Annotated in this window: 24 protein-coding genes and 1 riboswitch; of the genes, 6 read left to right on the plus strand and 18 right to left on the minus strand. The window is 45.7% G+C overall.

Features of this window, described 5'->3' with window-relative positions:
• Positions 1-103: 103 nt before the first annotated feature.
• Genes lpdA through pdhA form a run of 4 tightly spaced genes read right to left on the minus strand, consistent with a single transcriptional unit; the run spans position 104 to position 4,876 of the window.
• Positions 104-1,534, minus strand: coding sequence for a dihydrolipoyl dehydrogenase (gene lpdA / locus ACIFQN_RS17045; protein WP_429834225.1), 1,431 nt, complete (start codon positions 1,532-1,534; stop codon positions 104-106).
• Positions 1,535-2,803 (minus strand): dihydrolipoamide acetyltransferase family protein, encoded by a 1,269-nt coding sequence (locus tag ACIFQN_RS17050; RefSeq protein ID WP_429834226.1) that lies wholly within the window; start codon positions 2,801-2,803, stop codon positions 1,535-1,537.
• A gap of 16 nt (positions 2,804-2,819) precedes the next feature.
• Positions 2,820-3,803, minus strand: a complete 984-nt coding sequence (locus tag ACIFQN_RS17055) for an alpha-ketoacid dehydrogenase subunit beta (protein WP_429834227.1) — start codon at positions 3,801-3,803, stop codon at positions 2,820-2,822.
• Positions 3,800-4,876, minus strand: coding sequence for a pyruvate dehydrogenase (acetyl-transferring) E1 component subunit alpha (gene pdhA / locus ACIFQN_RS17060; protein WP_429834228.1), 1,077 nt, complete (start codon positions 4,874-4,876; stop codon positions 3,800-3,802). Before pdhA ends, ACIFQN_RS17055 begins: the two co-directional genes overlap by 4 nt.
• Positions 4,877-5,133: 257 nt before the next feature.
• On the opposite strand from pdhA, the gene ACIFQN_RS17065 reads away from it, so the two are divergent.
• Positions 5,134-6,543: a sigma-54 interaction domain-containing protein gene (locus tag ACIFQN_RS17065; protein WP_429834229.1), complete on the plus strand. Its 1,410-nt coding sequence runs from the start codon at positions 5,134-5,136 to the stop codon at positions 6,541-6,543.
• A gap of 84 nt (positions 6,544-6,627) precedes the next feature.
• On the opposite strand, the gene ACIFQN_RS17070 is transcribed toward ACIFQN_RS17065, so the two are convergent.
• The 4 genes from ACIFQN_RS17070 to ACIFQN_RS17085 all read right to left on the minus strand — a co-directional run bounded on the left by ACIFQN_RS17070 (position 6,628) and on the right by ACIFQN_RS17085 (position 11,556).
• A complete protein-coding gene (locus ACIFQN_RS17070; protein ID WP_429834230.1) occupies positions 6,628-7,566 on the minus strand; it encodes a glycosyl hydrolase family 18 protein in 939 nt (312 codons plus the stop codon).
• Positions 7,567-7,994: 428 nt separating this feature from the next.
• Positions 7,995-8,450 carry a GreA/GreB family elongation factor gene (locus ACIFQN_RS17075; protein ID WP_429834231.1) on the minus strand — a complete coding sequence of 152 codons (456 nt, stop codon included), beginning with the start codon at positions 8,448-8,450 and terminating at the stop codon, positions 7,995-7,997.
• 138 nt (positions 8,451-8,588) lie between these two features.
• Positions 8,589-10,718, minus strand: a complete 2,130-nt coding sequence (locus ACIFQN_RS17080; RefSeq protein ID WP_429834232.1) for a regulator — start codon at positions 10,716-10,718, stop codon at positions 8,589-8,591.
• Positions 10,719-10,809: 91 nt separating this feature from the next.
• Entirely contained in the window at positions 10,810-11,556 is a 747-nt protein-coding gene (locus ACIFQN_RS17085) for a 2-phosphosulfolactate phosphatase (RefSeq protein WP_429834233.1), read from the minus strand.
• Positions 11,557-11,682: 126 nt separating this feature from the next.
• Here ACIFQN_RS17085 and ACIFQN_RS17090 point away from each other — a divergent pair, with 126 nt between their 5' ends.
• Complete coding sequence (locus ACIFQN_RS17090) at positions 11,683-12,126, plus strand: hypothetical protein (protein WP_429834234.1); 444 nt, start codon at positions 11,683-11,685, stop codon at positions 12,124-12,126.
• 52 nt (positions 12,127-12,178) lie between these two features.
• Here the strand turns inward: ACIFQN_RS17090 and ACIFQN_RS17095 are convergent, their stop codons facing one another.
• Together ACIFQN_RS17095 and ACIFQN_RS17100 are read right to left on the minus strand one after the other, a co-directional pair.
• On the minus strand, positions 12,179-13,111 hold the full coding sequence (locus tag ACIFQN_RS17095) for a phosphotransferase family protein (RefSeq protein ID WP_429834235.1): 933 nt from the start codon (positions 13,109-13,111) through the stop codon (positions 12,179-12,181).
• Positions 13,112-13,339: 228 nt separating this feature from the next.
• Positions 13,340-14,101 carry an SDR family NAD(P)-dependent oxidoreductase gene (locus tag ACIFQN_RS17100; RefSeq protein ID WP_429834236.1) on the minus strand — a complete coding sequence of 254 codons (762 nt, stop codon included), beginning with the start codon at positions 14,099-14,101 and terminating at the stop codon, positions 13,340-13,342.
• A 1-nt stretch (position 14,102) separates the two neighbouring features.
• On the opposite strand from ACIFQN_RS17100, the gene ACIFQN_RS17105 reads away from it, so the two are divergent.
• Positions 14,103-14,318, plus strand: coding sequence for a TetR-like C-terminal domain-containing protein (locus tag ACIFQN_RS17105; RefSeq protein ID WP_429834237.1), 216 nt, complete (start codon positions 14,103-14,105; stop codon positions 14,316-14,318).
• A gap of 134 nt (positions 14,319-14,452) precedes the next feature.
• Here the strand turns inward: ACIFQN_RS17105 and ACIFQN_RS17110 are convergent, their stop codons facing one another.
• Entirely contained in the window at positions 14,453-14,656 is a 204-nt protein-coding gene (locus tag ACIFQN_RS17110; RefSeq protein WP_023556900.1) for a cold-shock protein, read from the minus strand.
• A 424-nt stretch (positions 14,657-15,080) separates the two neighbouring features.
• On the opposite strand from ACIFQN_RS17110, the gene ACIFQN_RS17115 reads away from it, so the two are divergent.
• Both ACIFQN_RS17115 and ACIFQN_RS17120 read left to right on the plus strand, forming a co-directional pair.
• On the plus strand, positions 15,081-15,422 hold the full coding sequence (locus ACIFQN_RS17115; RefSeq protein WP_429834904.1) for a rhodanese-like domain-containing protein: 342 nt from the start codon (positions 15,081-15,083) through the stop codon (positions 15,420-15,422).
• Between the two features lie 59 nt (positions 15,423-15,481).
• A riboswitch (cyclic di-AMP (ydaO/yuaA leader) is annotated at positions 15,482-15,631 on the plus strand.
• Positions 15,632-15,638: 7 nt separating this feature from the next.
• Positions 15,639-16,403, plus strand: coding sequence for a CAP domain-containing protein (locus ACIFQN_RS17120; protein WP_429834238.1), 765 nt, complete (start codon positions 15,639-15,641; stop codon positions 16,401-16,403).
• Positions 16,404-16,465: 62 nt separating this feature from the next.
• Here ACIFQN_RS17120 and ACIFQN_RS17125 read toward each other — a convergent pair whose 3' ends face one another.
• From ACIFQN_RS17125 to def, 3 genes are all read right to left on the minus strand, one after another.
• On the minus strand, positions 16,466-16,642 hold the full coding sequence (locus ACIFQN_RS17125; protein ID WP_429834239.1) for a hypothetical protein: 177 nt from the start codon (positions 16,640-16,642) through the stop codon (positions 16,466-16,468).
• 118 nt (positions 16,643-16,760) lie between these two features.
• Complete coding sequence (locus ACIFQN_RS17130) at positions 16,761-17,771, minus strand: homoserine dehydrogenase (protein WP_429834240.1); 1,011 nt, start codon at positions 17,769-17,771, stop codon at positions 16,761-16,763.
• A 25-nt stretch (positions 17,772-17,796) separates the two neighbouring features.
• On the minus strand, positions 17,797-18,321 hold the full coding sequence (def, locus tag ACIFQN_RS17135) for a peptide deformylase (protein ID WP_429834241.1): 525 nt from the start codon (positions 18,319-18,321) through the stop codon (positions 17,797-17,799).
• 182 nt (positions 18,322-18,503) lie between these two features.
• On the opposite strand from def, the gene ACIFQN_RS17140 reads away from it, so the two are divergent.
• Positions 18,504-19,811: an aminotransferase class I/II-fold pyridoxal phosphate-dependent enzyme gene (locus ACIFQN_RS17140; protein ID WP_429834242.1), complete on the plus strand. Its 1,308-nt coding sequence runs from the start codon at positions 18,504-18,506 to the stop codon at positions 19,809-19,811.
• Between the two features lie 384 nt (positions 19,812-20,195).
• Here the strand turns inward: ACIFQN_RS17140 and ACIFQN_RS17145 are convergent, their stop codons facing one another.
• The 4 genes from ACIFQN_RS17145 to ACIFQN_RS17160 all read right to left on the minus strand — a co-directional run bounded on the left by ACIFQN_RS17145 (position 20,196) and on the right by ACIFQN_RS17160 (position 24,054).
• Entirely contained in the window at positions 20,196-21,371 is a 1,176-nt protein-coding gene (locus ACIFQN_RS17145; protein ID WP_429834243.1) for an acyltransferase, read from the minus strand.
• A gap of 136 nt (positions 21,372-21,507) precedes the next feature.
• Entirely contained in the window at positions 21,508-22,632 is a 1,125-nt protein-coding gene (locus tag ACIFQN_RS17150) for a GerAB/ArcD/ProY family transporter (RefSeq protein ID WP_429834244.1), read from the minus strand.
• Positions 22,633-22,651: 19 nt separating this feature from the next.
• Positions 22,652-22,882 carry a hypothetical protein gene (locus ACIFQN_RS17155; protein WP_429834245.1) on the minus strand — a complete coding sequence of 77 codons (231 nt, stop codon included), beginning with the start codon at positions 22,880-22,882 and terminating at the stop codon, positions 22,652-22,654.
• Complete coding sequence (locus ACIFQN_RS17160; RefSeq protein ID WP_429834246.1) at positions 22,879-24,054, minus strand: Ger(x)C family spore germination protein; 1,176 nt, start codon at positions 24,052-24,054, stop codon at positions 22,879-22,881. The genes ACIFQN_RS17155 and ACIFQN_RS17160 overlap by 4 nt, the downstream gene beginning before the upstream one ends.
• Positions 24,055-24,062 lie beyond the last annotated feature (8 nt).

Genomic DNA, 24,062 nt, shown 5'->3' on the forward strand with positions numbered 1-24,062 from the left:
TTCTGTACATGACTAAAGTCTACAAAGGAATAGAAAAGAACCCCAGTCGCATCTGCTCGCTTTTTCAAAGATCAAGCCGATACGCTGGGATTTCTACTCTCATTTACTTCTTGTTCACCACGTGAATCGCATGTCCGAGTACGCTCGCCGCAGCCTCCATCCACACTTCGCTTAGCGTAGGATGAGGATGCATGGTCATTGACAAATCTTCCGCGCGAGCTGCCATTTCCAGTGCGAGCACCCCTTCTCCAATCAGATTGGATGCGTCAGAACCGACAATGTGCATGCCCAATAGCAAATGGCTTTCTGCATCTACGATCACCTCTGCGAAGCCATTGCCCTCATCTGTTGCCAACGCTCTGCCGTTCGCTCCGTACGGAAAGGTAGCCGATTTAATGTTGTACCCCTGCTGCATGGCTTCTTCTTTGGTGAGCCCTACACCCGCTACTTGTGGTTCGGTAAAGATCACATAGGGAATCAGTGTGGAATCGTTGGCACTAGACAGTCCAGCGATTACTTCGGCAGCAACTACGCCTTGCTTGGCGGCACGGTGAGCCAATGCCGTACCGGGAGTCACATCCCCAATGGCAAATATATGCGCTTGATTGGTTCGGCACGACTGATCGACGGGAATATAGCCTCGCTCATCTACGATCACCTTCGCTTGCGCCAGCCCAATGGCGTCTGTATTGGGGATTCGCCCGATCGTCACCAGAACCTTGTCGTGGACGAATCGCTCTTCCCCTTGCTTTTCTGAGTAGACACAGAGCTCGACTTGTCCATTTTCTGTAACGGTTGCCGTTTCTACTTTCGTAGACGTTTTAAGCACCATCCCCAGTTTTTTCGCCTCTTTTTGGACTTCCTGAGCGTGATGGACAGCGATCTGCGGCAATACACGATCAGCTGCCTCGATAACGGTAACCTTGGTACCCAGCTTGGAAAATGCCATCCCCATTTCCATCCCGATATAGCCGCCGCCAATGATCGCCAGACTGTCCGGCACTTCTTCCATTTGCAGGATATCCGTAGAGTCGAGTATGTACGTCCCATCTCGTTCCAGAAAGCCTGGGACAAATGGTCTCGACCCGCTAGCTACAATCGCATTTTCGAACTTGAAGGTCTCAAAGTCCCCGCCCGTTTCAACACCAATTCGATCACTCGACAAAAAGGTAGCAGTCCCTCTGACGACCGTTACACCGCTTGCCTCGCATAGATAATGCACTCCCTTGTTCAACTGGGCAATGAGAGACGATTTCCACTTTTGCCATTCGGGCATATGAAACGTCGCCTCCTCCAGCGGTAACCGAATCCCCATTTTGGCAATTCGTGGCAGCTTGTGGAACTCACCTGCCGCATGGATCAAAGCTTTGGATGGGATACATCCTTTGTTCAGACATACCCCGCCCAATTCTTCTTTCTCAATGAGGACAACCGATTTGCCCAGTTGCCCGAGACGAATGGCTGCCGCATATCCTCCTGGTCCGCCACCGATTACGATTACATCTGTTTCTACCGCTACCTCACCAACTACCATCTATATCATCTCCGCAAACAACAGATTCGGATCCTCGATCAGTTCTTTGACCCGGTTTGTAAACTTGACAGCAGTCACCCCGTCGATCAACCGATGATCAAAAGAGAGTGACGTATTCATCATCCAACGTATGACGCCTTCGTCTTCCCGTACGACCCAGCGCTTTTCCATTTTGTGCAGGCTCAGAATAGCAACCTCTGGATGATTGATGATAGGGGTCGCTTGTAATCCGCCAATCGAACCGACGTTGCTGATCGTAAAGGTACCGCTAGTAATCTGCTCCATCGAGAGCTTGCCTTCACGTGCCAATTGTGCCAAGCAGCTGATTTCCTGTGCCAATTCAAAAATGGACTTCCTGTCAACATCCCGAATGACTGGTACAATCAATCCGTTTGGAGTATCGGTGGCAATGCCGATATTGTAGTAATGCTTGAGTACGATTTCATTTGTCTGCTCATCGAGGGATGCATTCAACGTCGGGAATTCTTTCAAGGCAATGACCAGCGCTTTGATGAAAAATGGCAGGAACGTCAGCTTTACGCCCTTTTTCTCTGCACGCTGCCTCAGACGCTCTCGAACCGCTCTTATCTCATCCATTTCAAACTCGTCAACCGAGGTGACATGCGGAATCGTGGAGACTGATTTCATCATGTGCTCAGCGATTTTCTTGCGAATCCCTTTTAGCATGATGCGCTCTTCTCTTTGGTGGCTTGCATCCGAAGTAGCCATCGGCGAGACCGTATTTTTCCGACTCGGCGAAGCAACGGGTTGTTCCGTTACCACGACTTCTTGGATCGGTCTATCTCTTTGTACGAAGCGGCGCAGATCTTCTTCCGTCACCCTGCCGATGGGACCGGTTCCCTGCACTTGTTCGATATCTATTTTCATCTCTCGAGCCATTTGCCGCACAAACGGAGTAGCAAGTACACGCCTCGACCCCTGCGGAAGCGGAGCAGGAACAGCTTCCTTCTCTGTTTTTGCCTCTGATACTTGTGAATCTTCTGCCCAGGGCTGCGTTGATTCTTCCGTTTTGGAACCGTTGTCAATAACCAGAAGGGTGGTACCTACATGAACCGTATCTCCTTCTCCGAAAAAAATCTCCGTAACAACACCTGAAGCCGGAGCAGACAGCTCTGCATTGACCTTATCCGTCTGTACCTCCACAATCGGTTGATCCTGTTGGACGAACTCACCCGCTTTTACCAGTACCCGCAGGATCTCGCCCTCGTGCATGCCCTCTCCAACATCCGGTAGCTTAAACTCCACCATATGACAAGCTCCTCCTCTAGAATTGAATCGTTTCGACGATCCCTTGTTTGATCCGGTCACTCGTCGGCAAATAATCGTCCTCGATCGAAAATTGTGGTACAGGAACGTCAAATCCGGCTATCCGTTTGACCGGGGCTTTCATATAGATCAGCGCCTCTTCGTTGATGATCGAAACAATTTCAGCGCCCATGCCTGCTGTTTTATGTGCCTCATGAACGACGAGCGCTCTGCCCGTCTTTTTCACCGATTTCACGATCGCTTCCCGATCCAATGGATAGATGGTACGCAAATCCACGACCTCGCAAGACCAGCCACGCTCGCGTTTCATTTGCTTCGCCGTTTCCTGTGCGACACGAACCATGGCACCCCATGCAAAGATAGACAAATCGCTGCCTTCCTGTATGACTTTTGCTTCGCCAATAGGTACGCGGTAGATATCTTCCGGCACCTCCTCTTTAAACGCACGATAGATTTTCGTCGGTTCCAAAAAGACTACAGGATCAGGGTCCTCCATTGCAGATATCAATAATCCTTTGGCATCATAAGGCGTACTAGGAACAACAACCTTCAAACCAGGAACGTGTGCAAAAAAAGTTTCGACACTCTCTGAATGCAGCTCAGGTCCGCGGATACCAGCCCCGTACGGTGTGCGAATCACCATCGGCACATGATATTGACCACGCGTACGATATCTCATGCGAGCTGCATGCGAGACGATTTGCTCAAACCCGGGGTAAATAAAGGCGAGAAACTGGATCTCTACGACCGGAATCATTCCATTCATTGCGAGTCCGATTGCGGAGCCGATAATGCCGGCTTCAGCCAATGGTGTATCTACCACACGATTCGGTCCATATTTCGCTAGCAAGCCTTCTGTTGCGCGAAACACTCCACCATTTATCCCAATGTCCTCACCGAGCAACATTACGCGCTGATCTTCGGACATCTTTTGATCCATCGCTTCTGTAATCGCTTGGATGATCGTCAGTTTTCTACTCATGCTGTTTCCCCCCTCTCTCTTTTTGACTGTTGCAGCTCTTGCTCCTGTTCATTGATCATCCACGTCGGCTCAGCGTACACATGCCGAAACATGTCAGTGGGTTTGGACTTCGGATAGCTCTCTGCTTGAATGAGGGCTGCCTCTATTTGCTCCGCCACTTGCTTATTCAGTGCTGCCTCCTTCATTTCGTTCCAAAGACCGCGCTTTTCCAGAAATGTGCGCAGTCGTTCTATGGGATCGCGCTTGGTTCTCCACTCTTCTGTCAACAGCTCCTGTTCGCGATATTTCGTTGGATCGTCAGCAGTTGTGTGTGCTCCATAACGGTAGGTCACCGCCTCGATCAGTGTCGGTCCATGCCCTGCCAATCCACGTTCAATCGCTGCTTTTACTGTCAAATAGACTGCAAATACATCGTTACCATCTACGCACACACCCGGAATGTCATAAGCAGCTCCACGCTGTGAAATCGTTTTCGATGAAGTTTGCTGCGAAAACGGAACACTGATAGCAAAGCCGTTATTTTGACATAAAAAGATGGTCGGTGCCTTAAAAACACCGGCGAAGTTCAATGCTTCATGAAAGTCCCCTTCCGAACTCGCTCCATCCCCAAAATAAGCGAGACTCACATGGTTCTCCTGCTTCAGCCTGCTCGCCCAAGCTGTACCGACCGCATGGACCATCTGCGTGGCAATCGGAACGCAAGGGGGCATGATGTTTTTCCCCTCTGGGCTGATGCTGCCTTCCATGTGGCCCATCCAGTATAAGAAGACGCGTGCCATCGACTGACCATGCACGATCGCTGCTGCATGATCACGGTAAGTCGGAAACAGCCAGTCTCCGGCAGACAGTGCTAAAGCGCTTCCAACTTGTGAAGCTTCTTGCCCTTCAAAAGGAGCATACGTCCCCATTCGCCCTTGGCGCTGTAAATGGATAGACTTGCGGTCAAAGGCACGCACCAGAACCATGTTCTCATACATCTTTACCATCGTTGCTTCCTCAAGCTTGCCACTTACATCTTCAATCAGCTCTCCAGCAGGAGTCAGCACTTGGTACATATTTGTCAAATTACTCATCTCATTCCCTCGCTTTCACATCAATGAAAACCGTATGATAATTGGTTATGATCGTATAAAATGAAAAGAGCAAAAAGTATGCCAATTCCCATTTTGCTGATTACAAAGCAAAATAAGGAGATTACACAATACAGATCGCAATTGTGCATATGCAAAAATGCGCATGGATGCTTAGTTTTGACTACCATATATGTACGCGCTATTTGCCTTTTTTGTGTAATGGATGTAAACTGCGGCTAAATAGGGGGGAGACCATTTTGTACAAAACCCAATACTTCCAAACCAACGAAAAAGACGATCTGCTAGGTCTCATTACCACCATTTTCAATACCTCTCATGACGGCTTAGCGATTTGTGACCGGAATGGGTACGTGCTCTTATACAATCAGGCTTACTTGCATCTCACAGGCATTCCGGCTGATGTCCTGAACAACTACAGCTTTATTCAACAATTGGATATGGAAATCGTCTCGGATTCATCTGCGGTCAAAGCCATTGAGACAAAAAAAATCTATAGCACCGCCATTGATTACGGCAGTGGGCGAAAAACGATGAACACGGCGACTCCTGTACTAGACGAGAACCAGGAATTGTTGTTTGTCGTTGGCAATGTCAGGGATATCACCGAGCTGAATCAGCTGCAACAAGAGCTCGAAGAAACCCGTCAAATCAATTCCCAATTTCAAAAGGCATTGGAGCAGATCCAAAACGACAGTGAATCAAATGAACAGCTTGTGTATCGTAGTGGAGTGATGCATCGGATCGTGGGGCTTGCACAACGCTTTGCCAAGAATGACTCGCCCTTGCTGCTTTTAGGTGAATCGGGCGTTGGAAAGGACGTACTCGCGAATTACATCCACATACAGAGCAGTGTAGATGGTGAATTGATCAAAATAAACTGCGGTGCCATTCCAGATCATTTGCTGGAATCAGAATTGTTTGGATACGAGAAGGGGGCGTTTACCGGGGCTAACAGGTCCAAAGAGGGTTTATTCGAGCTAGCGGACGGAGGAACCATTTTTCTCGATGAAATTGGCGACCTCCCCTATCCGCTTCAAGTAAAGCTGCTGAACGTTCTCCAGGATGGAAAAATCAGAAGACTTGGCGGTAAAAACGTGCGGCGCGTCAATATGCGGATCATTGCTGCCACCAACAGCGATCTGGAACAGATGGTTGAGCAAAAGCGCTTCCGACAAGATCTGTACTATCGGCTGAACGTTCTGTCCATTACGATTCCACCGCTCCGTGAACGACGTGAGGATATTCCCGCTCTGGTCTTCTACTACTTGAAAAAAATGGAGCAGAAATACAATGAGGAAAAACGGATTGACCCAGAGGCCATGGAGACATTGACGAACTACGATTGGCCTGGAAACATTCGCGAATTAAAAAACGTAGTGGAACGGACATACCATATGTGTGAAAACGGCAAAATGATGGTTGACCAGCTTCCCTCGTCGATCCAGGGAACAAAAAAAGCCCCGCTTCCCTTGACCATGGAGAATCCAGATAAACCTTTATCTCTAAAGGAAGCGGTACAGCAATTTGAGACAGAGTATATAAATCGCATGCTCACCCAAACAAAGACGATGCAAGAGTGCGCTGATAAATTGAAAGTGAACATCTCAACCCTCGTGCGAAAAAAACGTAGTACAAAGCGTAATTAATCCCGCTTCAAGAATTCCCATCCCGAAGAGTATCGCCCTTTCCCTAGCATTTTCACTAGGTGTGGCGATACTCTTCGTCGAATATTATGGCCTCGCATGAAAAACTGGCCAAATATCTGGTGTTTCCTGCCCGATAAACCAAGCGGCTGTACCTCTTAACTTGTATTTCGAAACGATGTCTAACCGTTCCTGTAACGACTTTTCATCTTCAATCCAGATCTGATGCTTTTCATCATTTTCTACAAACTCGACATAGTTTTGCCTGGCCTTATCATCCCATTTTTTATGTAACCCTTTGTTTTTCAAGATTTCTTCCACTTCGATCATTGTTCGATCATTACGTGTGGCCTCTTTGGTTTTTAGATTGGTCACCCATTCGCGAGTGTAGAAGGGGACGGCAAGAATGATTTTCGAAGATGGTACGTCTTTCATGAGTAACTGAATTCCTTCTTCAACCCATGACAAGGAAGCTACAGAACCGACTTTCTCTCCTACACCTAAATCCTCGTCGTACCCCATCATAATGACGTAATCCGCAATGTTGCCGAGCTCGGCCCGATCGTAGCTGCCAGACCAAAAAGGATCTGGGTTTTCGCGTGTAACATCAACCGATACAATGATCCCATGCGGAGATAACACTTTTTTCAGTTCACGAACAAATGAAACGAAATCCTGTTTGTTTTCCATTTTCATGTTTTCAAAATCAATATTGATACCGTCCACTTTGTTTTTCACAAGCTTCGTTTCCAGTAAACGCGCGATTTTTTCATGGTTTTTTTTCTCATGTAAAACCTGATCAGTCAATTCCGGATCAAATTTATTTCCAAAAAATGCCCATACCTGTTTTCCCGTATCGTGAGCCCATTCCACATAACGAGGATCCACTTCTCCTGTCACGAATTGTTGCGGTTGTAAGGAAAACCATCGAGGGCAAACCACGTTAAGATTGGGGAACGCACTGTTTTGTTCGATATAGGTATCGGTTGTTCCAAAAGCATTCCAGCCCATCACGATGCGATCCAAGCTTTTCTCCCTTACCGTGGTGGGATCCGGCTGCATTCTATTCTCTGGCTGAATTTGTCTGTACAGTCCCCAGGAAAGGAATATCAATGCGAACAACACGATCCATTTCCTATATTTTTGCATCCTATCCGATCCTTTCACACTGCTGTTATCTTTCTATAGTCTTGCCAGAAATACAGGATTATCATTTCCCTTTCCAACAATTAAAAAAACCTCTTTCGAGGAATTTTCAAGGACGAGCGACCGCGTTTTAGTGGAAGGTTTTACCGAAGAAATGCTGGTTGCGGACGCTGAGGCACTTTGTTATGCGCTCCAGAAAGTTTAAGCAAGATTGCTGTAACACGGTGAAGCACTTAAACTTTCTTACACGTTCAAAAAGACACTAACAAAGTGTTAGCGTCTCCTTGATTGCTTATTCGTTTTTCTTGTTACGCTGTGAAATCGCTCATATATGAAAATCTTATCTCCCTGATTTGGACATTGTTCGTACCGACAGGACTTTCCAAAATAATTGAATCTTCAGGCCCAGCTAGCAGCAGTTGTCTTCCTATAGGGGATAAGAATGAAATTCGATTGTTGTCCGGATCAATATCTGTAGGATAAACCACAGTAAATGATTCCTCAAAACCATCCTCTTCAAAAAGAACTTTTACACTGCTTCCGAGCAAGGTAATCTCTTGCAAGGACTTGAATAATACCTCGTCTTCACAAGATAGAAGCTTTTCCAGCGTCTCTTTGTACCGCTTAACCAAGCCGTCGACGATTTGTTTATCTTTTCCGTAATCACGGACATATTGATCATAAAAGATGGAATATTGCTCATCAAAAAAAACAAGCTGTCTAATCAAATGATTGCGTGTGCCGCTCATAATACTATGGTTCATAATAAATGTCACCTCCCAGTTGCTTTTCATAAACGAGTTTGATCATCGTCTTATCTTTCATGTGAAAGTCCTCCTTAGTAAAATAGCCCCCGCAGGGGCTTTCCATTTATTCTATCAGGAAATCACAGATGATTCCATTCACCTTGGGAAATCTTGGCGAAGAGAACTGACCTTTCCCGGAATCGGTGAACTTTGACCGAATGGGTTATATCCGATGAAAATCAGCTTATTGTTCTTTGTGACCAGCAAATGATAATGCGACCCAGGCCCCTCAATTGCATACTTATAGCTTGAGGATACGAGTCTGACTGGCTCCGGAATTTGTTCCTTCGAGAATGGGCTCCAATCCTGCTCGAAAATCTGACCGTCTTTTGTGATCCGCAATCTGCCACTGATGCGAGCCATTCCCTCTTCTACATTCTGATGCAGCTCAAGGCGTGTCGACGAAAGAGAGGAGCGCTCAAACCCAGGATGGATCAAGATTTCTGAAACACGTCCGTCACGGTCCAATGCCCAAACGGAAGCCGGATCGTGGGTATAGCGAATATAATACTGGGGTGCCAGTTCTTGGATACCCGCAAGGCCAGCGACCTTCGTAAAGCGAAACGGTACCTCCTTTGTACGATCGGTGTGAAACACTTCGCCATTTTTCGTCAGTACCAAGAACGAATAGTGGCTCGCATACAAGTTGGTAACCTGTGACGCTATCGCTGGATCCGCTTCTACCATCTCCATTTTTTCAGGAACAATGCTTCTATCTTCGGATCCACGATAGGGAAAATCAAAACGAATGACTGCAAAGCGGTCGTCTTCGCTTCGAACCAACAGCTCTCCTTCCCCGCTGGACATGTCCTTCGTAGCGAAGGGAAGTTGCAAGGTCTGGCAGCCAGTAAAGTCCTTTGTCCAAAGCTGTACTTGACCTGCTCTATTGAGGGTAACAGGAAACTCATACAGATTGTCTAGTTTTTGAATGTCCACGGGTCCTTTTATTTCATAAGCTGTTCGATCTTCATGCATGCTCCATACGGAACCGTCTTTTCGCACGAAGTAGGGCTTCTCCAATTTGGTTACTACCTGCTCGATTTCTGTGAATTGTCCGAGTTCTGTCCAATGGTCAAAAACAAGCGGAACCCTTCCCAGTTGTCCCGTCATATTGCTGCCCCATGAATACACATTTCCTCTTTTGTCCAGAGCGAGTGCATGATCTGTCCCCGCTTGTACGTCGATGATGTCGGACAAGCCTTGAATCGGTACGGGTTTTTCCACATTTTCCGGCTGATTTTGTCCCAGCATGGAGTCGGTGTTTTTCCCCCAACCCCAGACAGACCCATCCGTCTTAACGATTAAATACGTCTCCTCGCCACCTACAGCCATCCGCACGGCTCCATCTGCCAACGGCATTCGTTTTACTTGTTTTTCATCCCTGGAAAAAAGATAGACTTCCCCTGATTCGAGTTGAATAAGCGCCTGATCTTCATAACCGACTGTAAACTGCTTTACTTTACCCGAGAGCTTTATTGGCTGGATGTTCTCGCTTTTGATCTCTCCCCTGTTACCATCTATATAGCTGAGCTTGCCGGAGTAATCAATAAGAAAAAGGGAAAAGGAGGACGCGTACAGCCGTCGAATATTGGCAATGCCCGAAAGAGGTTCAGGCTTCCCAGCTTCATCTTCCCATTTCCAAACCGTACCGTCTCGTTTGAGCACGTACAAAGTATCAAACATCTCATCCAAATGCTGAATAGAAGCGATGCTTTCAAGACTTTTTCTCTTTTCGGGCAACTCCCCATTCTCTAGCTTCCAAACTTGGCCGTCACTCGTCAGGGCATAGTCACCGGAAATTTGCTGAACGTTTTTTAGCCCTTTCATTTCAATCGGAAAGTCTACACTTCGCTGATCATATCCCCACTTCCAAACTGCACCGTCTTTTGTAAACCCGTACGATATACCCGGTTTCCAGCCATAACCAGCTCCGTCAAAAATATGTCCCGCGGAAATAGCCGTTATCTCTTCCAAAGGTAGTTCCGGCTGAAGGGGACGCCATTTTTTTGCGAATGTTTCTCCGGGTGGATTCGCTTGCTTGCTATCAGAACGGCATGCAGTGAACTGCAGCGGTATGGACGTTTGCCCAGTCGCAGACATGAAGGCTGAGTGTTCTGTATTTGGAGGGGAATCTACTGTATCGTTTGAAGGTACACAACCTGGCACCGCCACACCTATTGCCAACGAACACGTAATGATAAAGAACAAGCTTCTCGTTTTCTTCATTCGCCCATCCTCACAATCGTCTATGGTTATTCTCTGTAAGACGTTCACCGAGCCCTTCTTGTTACAAATATTTGGAAAATAAGAGAAGGCATCAGGCGCCATTCACCACAACAGCTTCATAGGCACATTCATCATTCAATATGGGAACATTCTGACTTACATTGTATTGAGCAGCTATGTAAACATCTTCAGGGTAACCCTTTCGGATCAGTTCTTGACCCGATCCAGACTGCTCCAAGATTGAGGATAGCTCCCTTTTCGCTGAAAGGAACGCAGCTACAGCAATCTGAGCTTCTACAGAAAGCCGATGTCCCTTTAGCTCATGCAGAATCGCTCCAGCAGCTACCATATCCTCAATTGCGGGCCGTAATGCCCCGTTTGACCACCGCTCACCGCAGGCTATTATCGTTACCGTTCCTTTTTGTTGACGAATAAAGCTGGCTACAGCAGAGGCATTGCGAAGACAAGCAGCGATTACCATTGCGTCACATTCCTTTGCCAAAACCGTGCATGTAGAACCGTTAGGCGATGGCAAAACGATCCTGCTGTTTTGAGGAATGGTACGTAAGCAAGCGGGTGATAAAGAGATAGGCTCCCCTCGTTTTCCAGCGAGAATTGCCTTTTTTTCCTCGGCAAAGATACCTGCTGACTCATCTTTCATACGATAAGGAAATACGATTCCACCTCGTCCAACCACCACATCCACGCATGTACTAAAAGAGAGCACATCAATGATTACGACGATAGAAGAGCCTGGTCCAACATGCTGGACGCCTTCATAGCCCCACTCAAATCGTGCAGTATAATCACCCTGGTTGAAAAAATTAGCTTTTGTCAACAAATTCCACGCCTTCCTACTTGAAATGGTTACTTGTCCCCATGCATTCGCCGTTACAAAAAGAGACAAGACGAAATAATGTATTATGTCCCAACAATTAAAAAATCATGAATGGAGTGATCTTGAATGGGAGATGGAAACAAACAAAGTGTAAGAACGACCGGTATTTTGCAAAACAATTTCACCACACAAATCACCGCGCATCTTGAATTGCTCAATTTGAACTCCAATCAGAACAACAACAACAACAACAATAATAACAACCAAACCGACGTCCGTATTCAGGTATTAAACTGGGGAACAGATGTAACACAAACGAATCCTGTAAGCACAATTCTTGACATTACCCAAAGAATTGCGCCGAATACCCGTATGAGCTTCAATGCTCCGATTCCTGCTGCAAACCACTACGAAGTACGTCTGACAGTAGGATGCAATAATAACAACAAAAACGATGAAAGTGTCCTTCTCAACACCTATGCTCGTTCCACAGTCGGCGGAGGAATTTTGAACGGACTTACTGTACTTGATAGCCAATTTCAATCAGTTACGATTGTAAGTTGTTTCTAATCAGCACGATACCCGACAGGAACTATGAGCTTTTGTCATAGTTCCTTTTTTATTACACTGATTCCCCGGGACAAAACCAGTCCGGTATTAGCTGTTCAAATGCCTTGTGCTCCTCTATGATTCGTTCCACACGCTTCAACATATCTATTAATAAGTCCGGGACGACTCGCCCTGTCCAGACGATGGAGGAAAAAATCGCCATCCCCGTGTAAATGCCATACAGGATCCAAAAGGTATCCGGCTCCTTGTTTCGCCCAAAATACCCGGATAGTTGACCGTGGCTAAAGGGAACACTGATTTCCTTGCTGAAAAACGCCAACTTGGTAAACTCATGAAAAGGGTCTCCCCAGTCATATCGGTTGAAATCGATGACCCCGGCATACTGTTGATCATGGACAATCAAGTTGCCAACGTGAAAATCGTCATGCAGGAAGCGATTGGGCCGGCTTTTCACATAATCCAGATGTTCTTCAATGAACGCTATGATGCTGTCGGCATGCGGGATGCGATGCTTCGATGCATGATAAGCCTCGATGTATCTTCGATGCTTTTGGACGCATCGGTCAAACCAAGGTGTGATGATGGAGGGAGCTTCCAGTTGATGCATCTTGGCCAGATCCTGACCGGCTCGGTACCCGATATCGAACTGTAGGTTTTGCGGCAAACCCGGCAGCATATCACGAGCATCCTCCCCCTCCAAATAGGAGAGAACCATGAAACAAAGCCCGCGATCTTCCCACACCCCGAATTCAATTGGTAAAGACGCATTTACTCCATAAGACTCTATGGTCTGCAAGATCTCAAATTCAGCTTTCTTTTGCTCCCGCTGCTCCAGGCTGGAGACGCGAAGCAGGCGTTTTTCTCCATTAACCATGTCGATCCGATACTTCTCATCTGTAGAAAAGCCTTTCAGAATCTTCTCGATCCGCACCGCGTTTTGAAGAGATCGCACTTCCTTTTGCAACTGTTCTAACCAATCCAGCATGATGTCCCCCTCGTATGCAGCATCCAACAGACTGATTATACTAACACCTTACAATAATTGGAATCCGTGAACTCAAACATTTTTTAGAAAACTTGGCTGCGCCAAGCCTCTGGCGCAGGCGAAGCCTTAGTTGCCCTTATACTATTTTCATTAACATTTCTATACTTTCCGATAGTACAAGCAAAAAAAGCGTCGGGATTATCAATCCCAACGCCTTTCCTTCCTATTTCATCGAGCTGTCCATCCACCATCAATGACCATCTCGGTACCAGTCACAAAGCTTGATTCATCAGATGCAAGGAAAAGGACTCCATAAGCAATATCTTCTGGTTTCCCCAACCGCGGCAGTGGTGTTCCCATCTCAAACATTTGCTGAGCACCTTGGTCCAATGCTTCTTGAATCATTGGGGTAACAATAATACCAGGGTGAACAGAATTCACACGGATGTTGTCCGGTGCCAGTTCAACAGCTGAAGCTTTGGCCAGAGCGCGCAAAGCCCCTTTCGAAGCAGTATATGCATTCGTATAGTTTAAAGCCACCAGACCAGCAATAGAAGAAATATGAATGATCGAGCCGCCACCTACTTTTTTCATTTCAGGTACCACATATTTCATTCCCATGATACAACCAGTCAAGTTGATGTTCAGTACTTTGTTCCAATGGTCCACATCGAACTGCTCCAATTTCTTGTCTGTGCTTACTCCTGCATTATTAACCAATACATCTATTTTACCAAAAGCATGAACCGCTTTTTTAACAACATTTTGCCAGTCCGTTTCAGAAGCAACATCATGTTTGACAGTTATAGCCTTGCCGCCAGCATTCGTAATTTCCGAAACAACCTCTTGCAGCTTTGTTTCTTGCATATCAGTGGCTACCACACTCGCGCCTTCCTGCGCAAACATTTTTGCCTCAGCAGCTCCTTGTCCCATCGCTGCTCCGGTAATAATGACCACTTTTCCCCACTTTATTACGAAGTTACAGGACATCTTGAGTGAATTTGTTCAAAATGGATTGTCTAACGTATTAGCAAACGATCATCAGCTGACCGTCCCCAAAGAAATAGTCATCCGCTATACCACATCAGCTTTTTTGGGTGTATTGATCTGGTGGCTGGAAAACGACATGAACTATTCACCCAAATACATGGCCAGCAACTTACTTCTGATCGCAACCAAAGGGCCTTATGTAAACAATCCATTTTAACTAAGTCACCATCAATAAAAAGAAAAAACCAACTAAAGCTTTGTCAAACAAAGCCTTGGTTGGTTTTGGTAAGCATTTATTTGTTATAAGTAAAAAAACTGCCCGTTAACGAACAGTTTTTTTTAAAAGGAGACTTACAGTTTTACTACGTTCTCAGCTTGTGGGCCACGGTTGCCTTGAACGATGTTGAATTGAACGCGTTGACCTTCATCCAAAGTTTTGAAACCGTCGCCTTGGATTGCGCTGAAGTGTACGAATACATCGTCTCCACCTTCTACTTGAATGAAACCGAAACCTTTTTCTGCGTTAAACCATTTTACTGTTCCGTTCGTTTGCATTTAAAAAAACCTCCAAAAAGTCAATTTGAATATGCTAGTCATATTTACCGAAGCAAATAAAGCTCACATATCATGAAGAAATACCCCTTAGTGGTGAAGCGATATTCCTTCATAATATGTGAAAAATACCTACTCCCATAATATGCGATTGTCGTAAGACGGAACTGCAATGTTATAGCTTTTTGAAAACCTAAAACAACGAAAGCCCTTCCTCTCTTCCATCCTTGCGGCTCCGATGACCGCGCCAGTGTGAATCGGGGATTCAAAAACGTAATCCATGAGCATACACCTCGATGAATTTAGGGCTCGATTTTTTCAAGTAGCAACTTTATTCTACCATGGTTGTCCAATTAAATCAATATCTGTCTACCCTCCGGAAGCTATCGTACGTCTGGTACAATAGGTGTAGGAGGGATTAAAATTGATGACCGAAACGCTCAATTGTAAAGCATTAAAACAGATGTTAGACAACGACTTTCCCCTAATTTTACTAGATGTTCGTGACAACGACAAGTTCCTGATGGGCAGTATTCACAGTGAAAAAGCGCCTACTAAGAATGTCCCCTATCTTTCTATGAAGGAACAGGACTATCTATTTGATGAGGAAACTGCAAGACAATTGGAAAATGTGCAGATTGTAACGATTTGCACAACTGGAAACAAAGCACAAAAGGCTGCCGCTCTGCTACGGGAAAAAGGGTATAAAGCCACGGCGCTACTGGGCGGAGTCACTGCCTGGAACGAAGATAGCAGCAGCAAAGTATAACGAGCTACCAAATATTACTCCTTTATTTCGGGTGGGATAGTCTGATATTCTGGGTCATGCCAAATAAAACGCCGAAACTTCCAGTCGCATGGAAGTGCGGGGGACTTTTTTTGCGGATACATCCGCATGGGGTGAATCGCCATTGGCGACGGGTTGTTTCCTCAATCCGAATCCGACAACTAACCTCGTAGGCCAAAAAAAGGAGACGATGTGAAGATGAAACGCATTGGTACCATTACTATGGCCATGACTCTAGGATTGGGCTTGGCCCTAACAGGCTTTTCCACCTCTGCTTCTGCTGCTTCTACGAATTGCCCGGTTCAATCGAACTTTCAATATCAAATGATTCCTTTTATGCAGCAGATGCAAATGCAAAAACAACCATATCAAGCTTCTATGCCGCTGTTTTCGCAATTTGCTGGTCAACAAAAACAGCAATTGAATCCGATTAATTGCGTACAGTTCGCACCGAAGCAAGCTTTTGCCCAACCTGTTCAACAAGCGCCTGTTCAACAAGCACCTGTTCAACAAGCACCCACTAAGGCACAAGCACCTGTAAATAACCAGGCGCAACCAGCACCGGCACCTGCTGAGCAAAACACTCAGGCAAAAGCATCTGATTTTGCTAAACAAGTAGCGGATCTGGTGAATCAAGAACGTGCAAAAGCGGGTCTCAAGCCAGTTCAAATGGACGCTGCATTGTCCAAAGTAGCACTTGCCAAAGCTGCCGATATGTCGAACAATAACTATTTTGACCATACGAGCCCTACCTACGGTTCTCCGTTTGACATGATGAAGCAGTTTGGAATCTCCTTTATGACTGCAGGTGAAAACATCGCAATGGGCCAACGCAGCCCAGAAGAAGTTATGAACCAGTGGATGAATAGTGAAGGCCACCGCCAAAACATTATGAATCCTGCATTCACAAAAATCGGAGTCGGTATCACAAACGGCTACTGGGTACAAGAGTTTATCGGGTAAAACAAAAATGACGAAAGCCGAGCTTCTCTATCATAGAGAGCCCGGCTTTCTTTTTGTTTCCATTACTTTTGTTGTGCTTTGGAAGCCTCATTTTTCTGTGGAGTGCAGCAGCTTGACTGCGGTGTGCAGCAATCATCCTGTTCATCCAGGAGTGCTACCTCTTCCTGACCCACTTCTTGTTTGGTAGGGTAAGCAGATACCTGCTGCATCTCAGCGTTGAAATCAGAATGCTTATTCATTCCGTTCGGCCTCCTCGCACTCGTTTTAACCTTTGTTGCCTTTTTAGTATGGGCGAAAGCAAAACACACATCCACGAAAAACGATGGAAGCTGATCCGAAACGCTCATGAATGAAGCCTTATTTGCAAATAATATGCTCAAAGTCTTTGAGTGCAGCGGCTGCGGCTGCAACCGGGTCTGATTTTCCTCCAATAACCAATAAATCTCCCATTACATCTGTTTCGACGCGGATGGCTTTGGTCGATCCCTTGACATTTGCAAAAGGATGGGAGGAACCTACTGCTTGCAAGATGACCGATGCAACGATTTCATCGCCAATCTTGCGAATGCTTCCAATCAGTTTCGGAATCTTGCCTTCTTTTTTCCACGTACTTATTTGTTCCAAAGTCACATCTTTGACGCTCATCCTCGGGATATCTGTCAATTGCAATTGGGCCCCAAACGCTGCATTAGCGAGAATGGTCACTTTGCATGCCGTATCCCAACCATCTATATCATAGGAAGGATCGGGCTCGGCAATCCCCATTTGCTGCGCCATTTTTATAGCTTCTTCTTGGGAAATCCCTTGCTCTATCATGCTGGTTAGAACAAAATTCGTTGTGCCTGTAAAAATACCCTCGACCGCTTTTATTTCGCACCCTGCCAGGTTGTAGTTTATTAAATCAATGGTAGGTAGGGCAGCAGCCGTAGCTCCACTGATTTTGAGTGACACACCCTGTTTTTTAGCAAGTGCAGATAAGCCTGCATAATCAACGACCAATGCTCCTTTGGATATCGTAATGGCATGCATTCTTTTTTCCAAAGCCTGCTGTATGTAGAGAAGTCCTGGTCCCCCTGTCTGTATGTCAGTAGGACCTGCTTCAATCAGAACATCGGCTTCACATGAGGCAAGAAAGGCTGGGCCATCAAACCATATGTCCTTTTCTTGCTTTTTCTGACAAAATGCTTGCCATTGATCTTCCACCAATCCTTCAGGATGATAACAACCAGAGGTCGACCGAGTAAAACCTACGAGTCTGACGTCTGCCTGATACTTTTCCCGATAATCATTTTGTCGTTGTTCGATGAGACGTGCAACTTGCCTACCTACAGTCCCAAAACCAGTAATCACAATGTTCCATCTTTTCATCTATTTCACCCCGATGCAAGCCCGCCTAGCGAACTACTCTCCTGCGATGTAGCAGAATTGGATTCGCGTCTTGCGGTTTCAGTTTTTTCCCCGATTTTGCTGAATAAAGCTCATCAACATAATCAATAAATAAAATGCCCTCTAAATGATCTAGCTCGTGCTGAATGCAGCGTGCTAGTAAATCATCAGCCTCGATGGTGACAGTTTCCCCCATGCGGTTTAACGTTTCCACCTTTACATACGCTGCCCGCCTCACCATACCTACTACACCTGGAATGGAAAGGCACGCTTCGGGACCCACCTGTTCTCCTGACTTTTCCACGATCTGTGGATTGATCAGCTCGATCAGGCCGCTTCCACAATCCATCACAATCAATCGTTTGGGAATGCCAATCTGAATGGCTGACAATCCAGCCCGACCTTTATCCGCATAAATCGTTTGCGCCATATCCTCTAAAATCTTTTCCGTATGTGCAGTTATGGCGGGGACATTCTTCGATACTTCACGCAATACCGGATCACCCAAGCGGACAATTATTCGTTCTGCCATTACTCTTCCCTCCCGAGTATTGTGCATCGTCGCTTTCAAAGTAGCAAAGCCACAACACGATTGTCAAAGGAAATCCGTTCAAAAATCCGAAAAATCATCCCACGCGAGGGTGACAAATGCACGTAGATACGCTATCTTTATTGGTAAACATACAGATGTTCTAAATGAAGAGGGAGGCTACCATGCATTCACTAGCTTCACAGCTGAACGAGACAATTCAGCGGGAAAATCCACACGTTTTTGACATGCTGTCCAATATCGGAAAAAAGATTTACTTCCCAAAAGAGGGCATTCTCAGCCAATCGGCGGAGGCCAAAGCAAAGGCAAAAAAATACAACGCAACGATCGGGATTGCTCTTGAAAACGGGCAGCCCATGCATCTGAAGGTTATTCAGGATAACCTGTCTGCTTTCCAACCCAAAGATTTGTATGAGTATGCTCCCCCTGCTGGAAAGCCTGAGCTGCGTGCTGCCTGGCGTAAAAAGATGATTGAGGAACAGCCTTCCCTGGCTACTCAATCATTCAGCAACCCTATCGTGACCAATGCTTTGACTCACGGCTTGAGCGTAGTTGCTGACCTGTTTGCTGACAATGGCGACAGCGTGATTATTCCCGATAAAAACTGGGAAAACTATGAACTCACTTTTTCCATCCGACGTGGAGCTGAAATCGTAAACTATCCATTGTATAACGATGAGATGAAGTTCAATGCTGCTGGATTGAAAGAAGCCATTCTTGCCCAAAGGGAAAAAGGAAAAGCAATCGTTGTTCTCAACTTTCCAAATAACCCAACAGGCTATACACCTGGAGCAGAAGAAGGTCGCCAAATCGTAGCTGCACTCAAAGAAGGTGCAGAAGCAGGTATCAACCTCGTAGTCGTGACAGATGATGCCTACTTTGGCTTATTCTTCGAAGATTCGATGCAGGAGTCGCTGTTCGCTAATCTGTGCAATCTGCATCCTCGCGTCCTCCCTGTTAAAGTAGACGGTGCGACGAAGGAAGAATACGTTTGGGGATTCCGCGTCGGATTCGTTACCTATGCTGCTCCATCCAGCGATCTACTCAATGCTCTGGAGCAAAAAACATTGGGTATAATCCGTGCGACCATTTCCAGTGGATCTCACCCATCCCAAACCTTTGTTCTTCACGCTCTTACTTCTCCAGAATTCCATGCCCAAAAGCAAGAGAAGTACGAGATCATGAAGGGGCGCGCTAATCGCGTGAAGCAACTGCTGGATAGCGGTAAATTCGATGACGCCTGGGGTTACTACCCATTCAACTCCGGTTATTTCATGTGCCTCAAGCTGAAAACCGTTGATGCAGAAACACTGCGTAATCACTTGCTCGATCAATACGGTGTCGGGACGATTGCTCTGGGTCAAACGGATCTGCGTATCGCCTTCTCTTGCATCGAGGAAGAGGGTATCGACGAATTGTTCGACCTCATTTACAATGGTGTGAAAGATTTGGAGAATGTACACGTAAAGTAATGAACAGTAGAAAAAAGCGTTTTGGCCAATAAGCCAGAACGCTTTTTTATCTATCTTTGCACGGTGATATCCTTCTGCCGCCTACGCAGAGTTCCAGCGATAATAGATACCAGAACGAATGACATGCCATCACATGCATTCATGTGAACCTAACATGCATAAACAAGATGGCGACGAGCGCTGCACTGATTGTCATCATCCCTGTAAACAATCCAGCCCTGGACGCTTCTACTTTGGCGACCCCTTTTTACCAGAGGAAAAAGGAAAGGACGCTTGCTGTAATCGCATAATACAGGATGAATCCCCAAATGCCAACGGGTACACTCCCCCAATTGAACTGGAAACTTCTCCTACTATTTTCCATACGTTGTCAAATTCTTTTCTTTACCCTACGTTTTGCATCGCCTTTTCAGCTTGACGTGCTGGCACGCGTTTCTTCTCAGTGGCACCTACCAACAGGGAACCAAAGGGAACTTTCCCCAATCCATACGAAATTCCAAAAGAAATAAGCGAGCACAAGATGAATGCGACAAAACTTCCAAGGAGCCCCGTGTTGAATAACCCCAAAAATCTTAACGACTTCATCAGATACGTCAATACCAATGCGTGAATTAAAAACGAGCCATAAGAATACTTGCCAAAAAGAGTAAACCAGTGGATCCATTTTGTTTTCCTTTTGCCGATCCAAAGGGCTACGCCGTAGACACCCAGCAAAGAAGCCACTGTATAGAGAACCATAGACGGTTTCAAGGATGTAGCCACATTCAAGTTAATAACACCTTTACCCGAATCCCGGAACAGCTCATACCAGATATACGCATACATGACGAGAAACAAGGCGACGATCCACAGCCAGTGTCGCTTGATAGACGCACGAAAAGCGGGCAGAGCAACAGCAGCCAGCCCCCCGAAAAGAAAGTAATAAAAGTAATAGAACGCATTGCGATCTCGATACTTGATGAAATACGTATCCAGCAAGGGTATATCAAACCGAAAGCCATGCGCGGGAAGATAACGTGCGGAAAACCACATCAACAGACCGTAAAGAAAACCAAAGACACCGATGGCCATAGCTAAACGGAAGTGGTTTGTCACAAGCCTTTGAATAGAACGAAATATCCACTGCCAAAAAGGATACAAGAGATAAAACTGAAAGATCATAACCACAAACCAGAGATGGTATGATGAACTGCCCGTCAGCAACTTCTTAAGGATATGCCAAATCATTTGTCCATCGCTGCCCAATGACTTCGAGGATAAACTAAGGTACACGGCTGACCATAAAGTGTAAGGTATCAGTATCTCTGTCACTCTTTTGCGTATGAAGGTCGCGTAGTTCACTTTTTCGTAATAGTTGTAAAACAATACCAGTCCAGTAATGAAGATAAAAGCGGGTACGGCAAATTTGAGCAAATGAAACAGCATCCCGTAAACAATCGCAGTTTGCTCATCAACTCCGGGTTTTCTCATATACACCCCGATGACGTGCTGATAGACTACTGCGAGAAACGCAAAGGAACGAACTAGATCTAGTTCGGCGATTCGTTCTTTTCGAGCCATTGTAAAAATACCAAACCTTCCCAGTTATATCAAAAAACACTACCTCCCTATATTACCCGTCACCATGCATCACAGCAACCCTTGAAACAAGAAAGACTGATACTCTTTTATAAGCATCAGTCCCGCTGTCCAAAATCTATTCATTCGAAGGAGAGGATAAGGCTTTCTCGATTCTTGATTTATACTTCGATCTTAGCAGAGCGATAATGAAGAGCAGCAAGGGAATGCCGCTAGATATCCCTGAACTTTGAAAACCGACCATTTTTCCAATGTTGCTGGATAGAGTTGACATGTCGGGAGCTGTCCAAAAACTAAACAAGACGAGCAAAAAACCGATAGGAAAAACAATGGGTCTATAATCGTCTAATCCTAACCACTGAGCTGTCCCTAGTGACAACGCAAAATAAAACATAGTAATTTTGACGAAGGCACCTGCTACCCATATCGCGATGACAATCGCATCGACGTTTTCAAAGAAATCAGCATAACTGATCATTTGAATCGCAGTATAAAAAGGGTACGTCATCGTAGCAACCTCTGGACCTAGTATCAATAAGGCGGACAAGTTTAAGAAAAACAGAGCAAACATCGCACATAGTACCGTAGCCATGCCCGTGCGCATTCCTTTTTGATAGTCCGATACATAGGGCACCAGAAACGAAAAAAGAATCACCTCACTGTACCATCCTTGGGGAGTAAGGGCTCCACGTAGAGCAGGCGTGAAACCGTGTGCCAGCATCGGGAACATATTTTCTACTTTCATAAATGGGATCATCAGACAGAGGATACCCATATAAAAAAACACAATGACGGGCACTAAAACTTGCGCCGTTCTGGCAATCACCTCCACCCCCGTTCGGACCGTTAATGCACAGAGCAGCGTAATGCTTCCAATGACGACTAACAAAGGTGTTTCGGATAAAAAGGAGCCAACAATGAACTCCCCGTACAGTCTCAAAATGTTTCCGTTACTGTAGAGAAAATTGTACAAAATGAGAAAAGCCATTATTTTACCCGGGATGACTCCAACGATATGAGAACTGTATTGGATGATACTTTGTCTAGGGTAAAGAGCATGCAGGCGAAAAATAAGAAAGACAGTCAGTACACCCATCAATGATGCTAGCACTGGTGACAGCCACATGTCTCGCTCCGCATACTTGGTCGTGATGGCCGGAACGATCAGATCCGCCGTCGCCACAATGACCGGGAACAACAGGAAACCCATTTGCATCTCGGAAATATTCGTCTTTTCGGACATATCCTTCACCCTGCTGTTGTTAATTTAGACCGAACATGTTGGTCAGTGGTTTAAAAATAACTAACCACACTTCCGATGGACCTGGCATTGCGGGAAAATGAATGAGAAGGAGCCCTATCACCCATCCTGTAAACGTCAGAACATAAAAGGTCATTCTCGTCCTGCGCGTGCCTTCTTTCAATCTCGAACGATCATAGATCACCATGAACGCTACTACTAGTGAGAGTGCGAGAATTGCGCCCCACTTCACTTTGATTTCACCTCGGATTCAGGAATGCCTCCAGGAATGTTAGTCAAGCCTGGGCGACGAATGTAGGCTTTTACTCTTGTCTCCACCTCAATCCTGGAGAATACTTGCTCCCATCGATCTTTGACAGCCGCAAACTCCCTGGGGTACTTTCGATGAAAATGCTTGGCAAAATGAAAGATATCTGTCTTCAGCTCTTTTTGAGCTAAATGGACAGTACCGTTGATTCTCGTTTCTATGTCTTGGCGTAAAGCCTTTTCCATCACTTTCATCAGTTTGGGCACAGAGAGGTCCAGATTGGTGCCGTTTTGAATCAAATCACCCTCCGTCTCCACTTCAATCAACATTTTCCATTTGCCTTTTTTAATTGTGGGCTTTAGCTTTGTTACTTCCCTGATCGGATTTAACGACACAAATCCACGCACATTTTTCGCTTTTACCGTAACTGTTGTGGCAGAAATCTCGTTTCGTACCCACATCGCTCCTCTTGTATATCGTTCATTTAAATTTCCGATCATCTTTCCTGATTTAAACACGGCCGTTCCGATCAGATATGGATTCGTTTTCAATGGCTGAGAGGGCTCCTCTGGCTTCATAATGGAAATCATCGGGATGACTGCCGCATTCGAGCTGCCATCCAGCATCTTCTGTAGATTCAAGAGAGTCACTTCTATGCCAACATCTAATCCTGTCAATTTCCGCATGACTTCAGCCGAATTTCTTTCTATTCGTGGCATTAATTTCAGTATTTCCTTTGCTTTTCCCTTACTTACATACATGAAGGCTCGATTTCGCGGCTCTGGATGACGTGATAAAAAATCAACAAATTCAATAATCCCGTGCTTAGCCAAATCTTCCCCATAAATGTATATCTTGCAATGTCCCCAGAAGATCGTACGTGGGATATTTGACTGCATTTTAGACATCGCGTCTGCGATATTCACTCCTTTTGACGTTCGCATAATCGTCGTCGGGGCACTTCCTCCCCCCGAAGAGGTACTTCCTCCACTTGACGAGCGTGGATTGAAGACTTGGGCTGAGAGCTCGACTTCTTTTTCTTTTGTCATATCGATTGCTACAGCCGTGATAATGGCAAGATCGTTGATTTCAGTTCGATCCCAGCAGCCGCTTAGAATAAGAATGCATACTGGAATAAGAAAAAGCTTCTTTTTCATCTCCTTAT

It is taken from the genome of Brevibacillus sp. NRS-1366 (assembly GCF_050467985.1).

Excerpts from the sequence above, each read along its gene's own strand:
- lpdA (WP_429834225.1), bottom strand. The coding sequence starts at position 1,534 with ATGGTAGTTGGTGAGGTAGCGGTAGAAACAGATGTAATCGTAATCGGT.
- ACIFQN_RS17050 (WP_429834226.1), bottom strand. The coding sequence starts at position 2,803 with ATGGTGGAGTTTAAGCTACCGGATGTTGGAGAGGGCATGCACGAGGGC.
- ACIFQN_RS17055 (WP_429834227.1), bottom strand. The coding sequence starts at position 3,803 with ATGAGTAGAAAACTGACGATCATCCAAGCGATTACAGAAGCGATGGAT.
- pdhA (WP_429834228.1), bottom strand. The coding sequence starts at position 4,876 with ATGAGTAATTTGACAAATATGTACCAAGTGCTGACTCCTGCTGGAGAG.
- ACIFQN_RS17075 (WP_429834231.1), bottom strand. The coding sequence starts at position 8,450 with ATGAACCATAGTATTATGAGCGGCACACGCAATCATTTGATTAGACAG.
- ACIFQN_RS17080 (WP_429834232.1), bottom strand. The coding sequence starts at position 10,718 with ATGAAGAAAACGAGAAGCTTGTTCTTTATCATTACGTGTTCGTTGGCA.
- ACIFQN_RS17090 (WP_429834234.1), top strand. The coding sequence starts at position 11,683 with ATGGGAGATGGAAACAAACAAAGTGTAAGAACGACCGGTATTTTGCAA.
- ACIFQN_RS17095 (WP_429834235.1), bottom strand. The coding sequence starts at position 13,111 with ATGCTGGATTGGTTAGAACAGTTGCAAAAGGAAGTGCGATCTCTTCAA.
- ACIFQN_RS17100 (WP_429834236.1), bottom strand. The coding sequence starts at position 14,101 with ATGTCCTGTAACTTCGTAATAAAGTGGGGAAAAGTGGTCATTATTACC.
- ACIFQN_RS17110 (WP_023556900.1), bottom strand. The coding sequence starts at position 14,656 with ATGCAAACGAACGGAACAGTAAAATGGTTTAACGCAGAAAAAGGTTTC.
- ACIFQN_RS17115 (WP_429834904.1), top strand. The coding sequence starts at position 15,081 with ATGACCGAAACGCTCAATTGTAAAGCATTAAAACAGATGTTAGACAAC.
- ACIFQN_RS17120 (WP_429834238.1), top strand. The coding sequence starts at position 15,639 with ATGAAACGCATTGGTACCATTACTATGGCCATGACTCTAGGATTGGGC.
- ACIFQN_RS17125 (WP_429834239.1), bottom strand. The coding sequence starts at position 16,642 with ATGAATAAGCATTCTGATTTCAACGCTGAGATGCAGCAGGTATCTGCT.
- ACIFQN_RS17130 (WP_429834240.1), bottom strand. The coding sequence starts at position 17,771 with ATGAAAAGATGGAACATTGTGATTACTGGTTTTGGGACTGTAGGTAGG.
- def (WP_429834241.1), bottom strand. The coding sequence starts at position 18,321 with ATGGCAGAACGAATAATTGTCCGCTTGGGTGATCCGGTATTGCGTGAA.
- ACIFQN_RS17140 (WP_429834242.1), top strand. The coding sequence starts at position 18,504 with ATGCATTCACTAGCTTCACAGCTGAACGAGACAATTCAGCGGGAAAAT.
- ACIFQN_RS17145 (WP_429834243.1), bottom strand. The coding sequence starts at position 21,371 with ATGGCTCGAAAAGAACGAATCGCCGAACTAGATCTAGTTCGTTCCTTT.
- ACIFQN_RS17150 (WP_429834244.1), bottom strand. The coding sequence starts at position 22,632 with ATGTCCGAAAAGACGAATATTTCCGAGATGCAAATGGGTTTCCTGTTG.
- ACIFQN_RS17160 (WP_429834246.1), bottom strand. The coding sequence starts at position 24,054 with ATGAAAAAGAAGCTTTTTCTTATTCCAGTATGCATTCTTATTCTAAGC.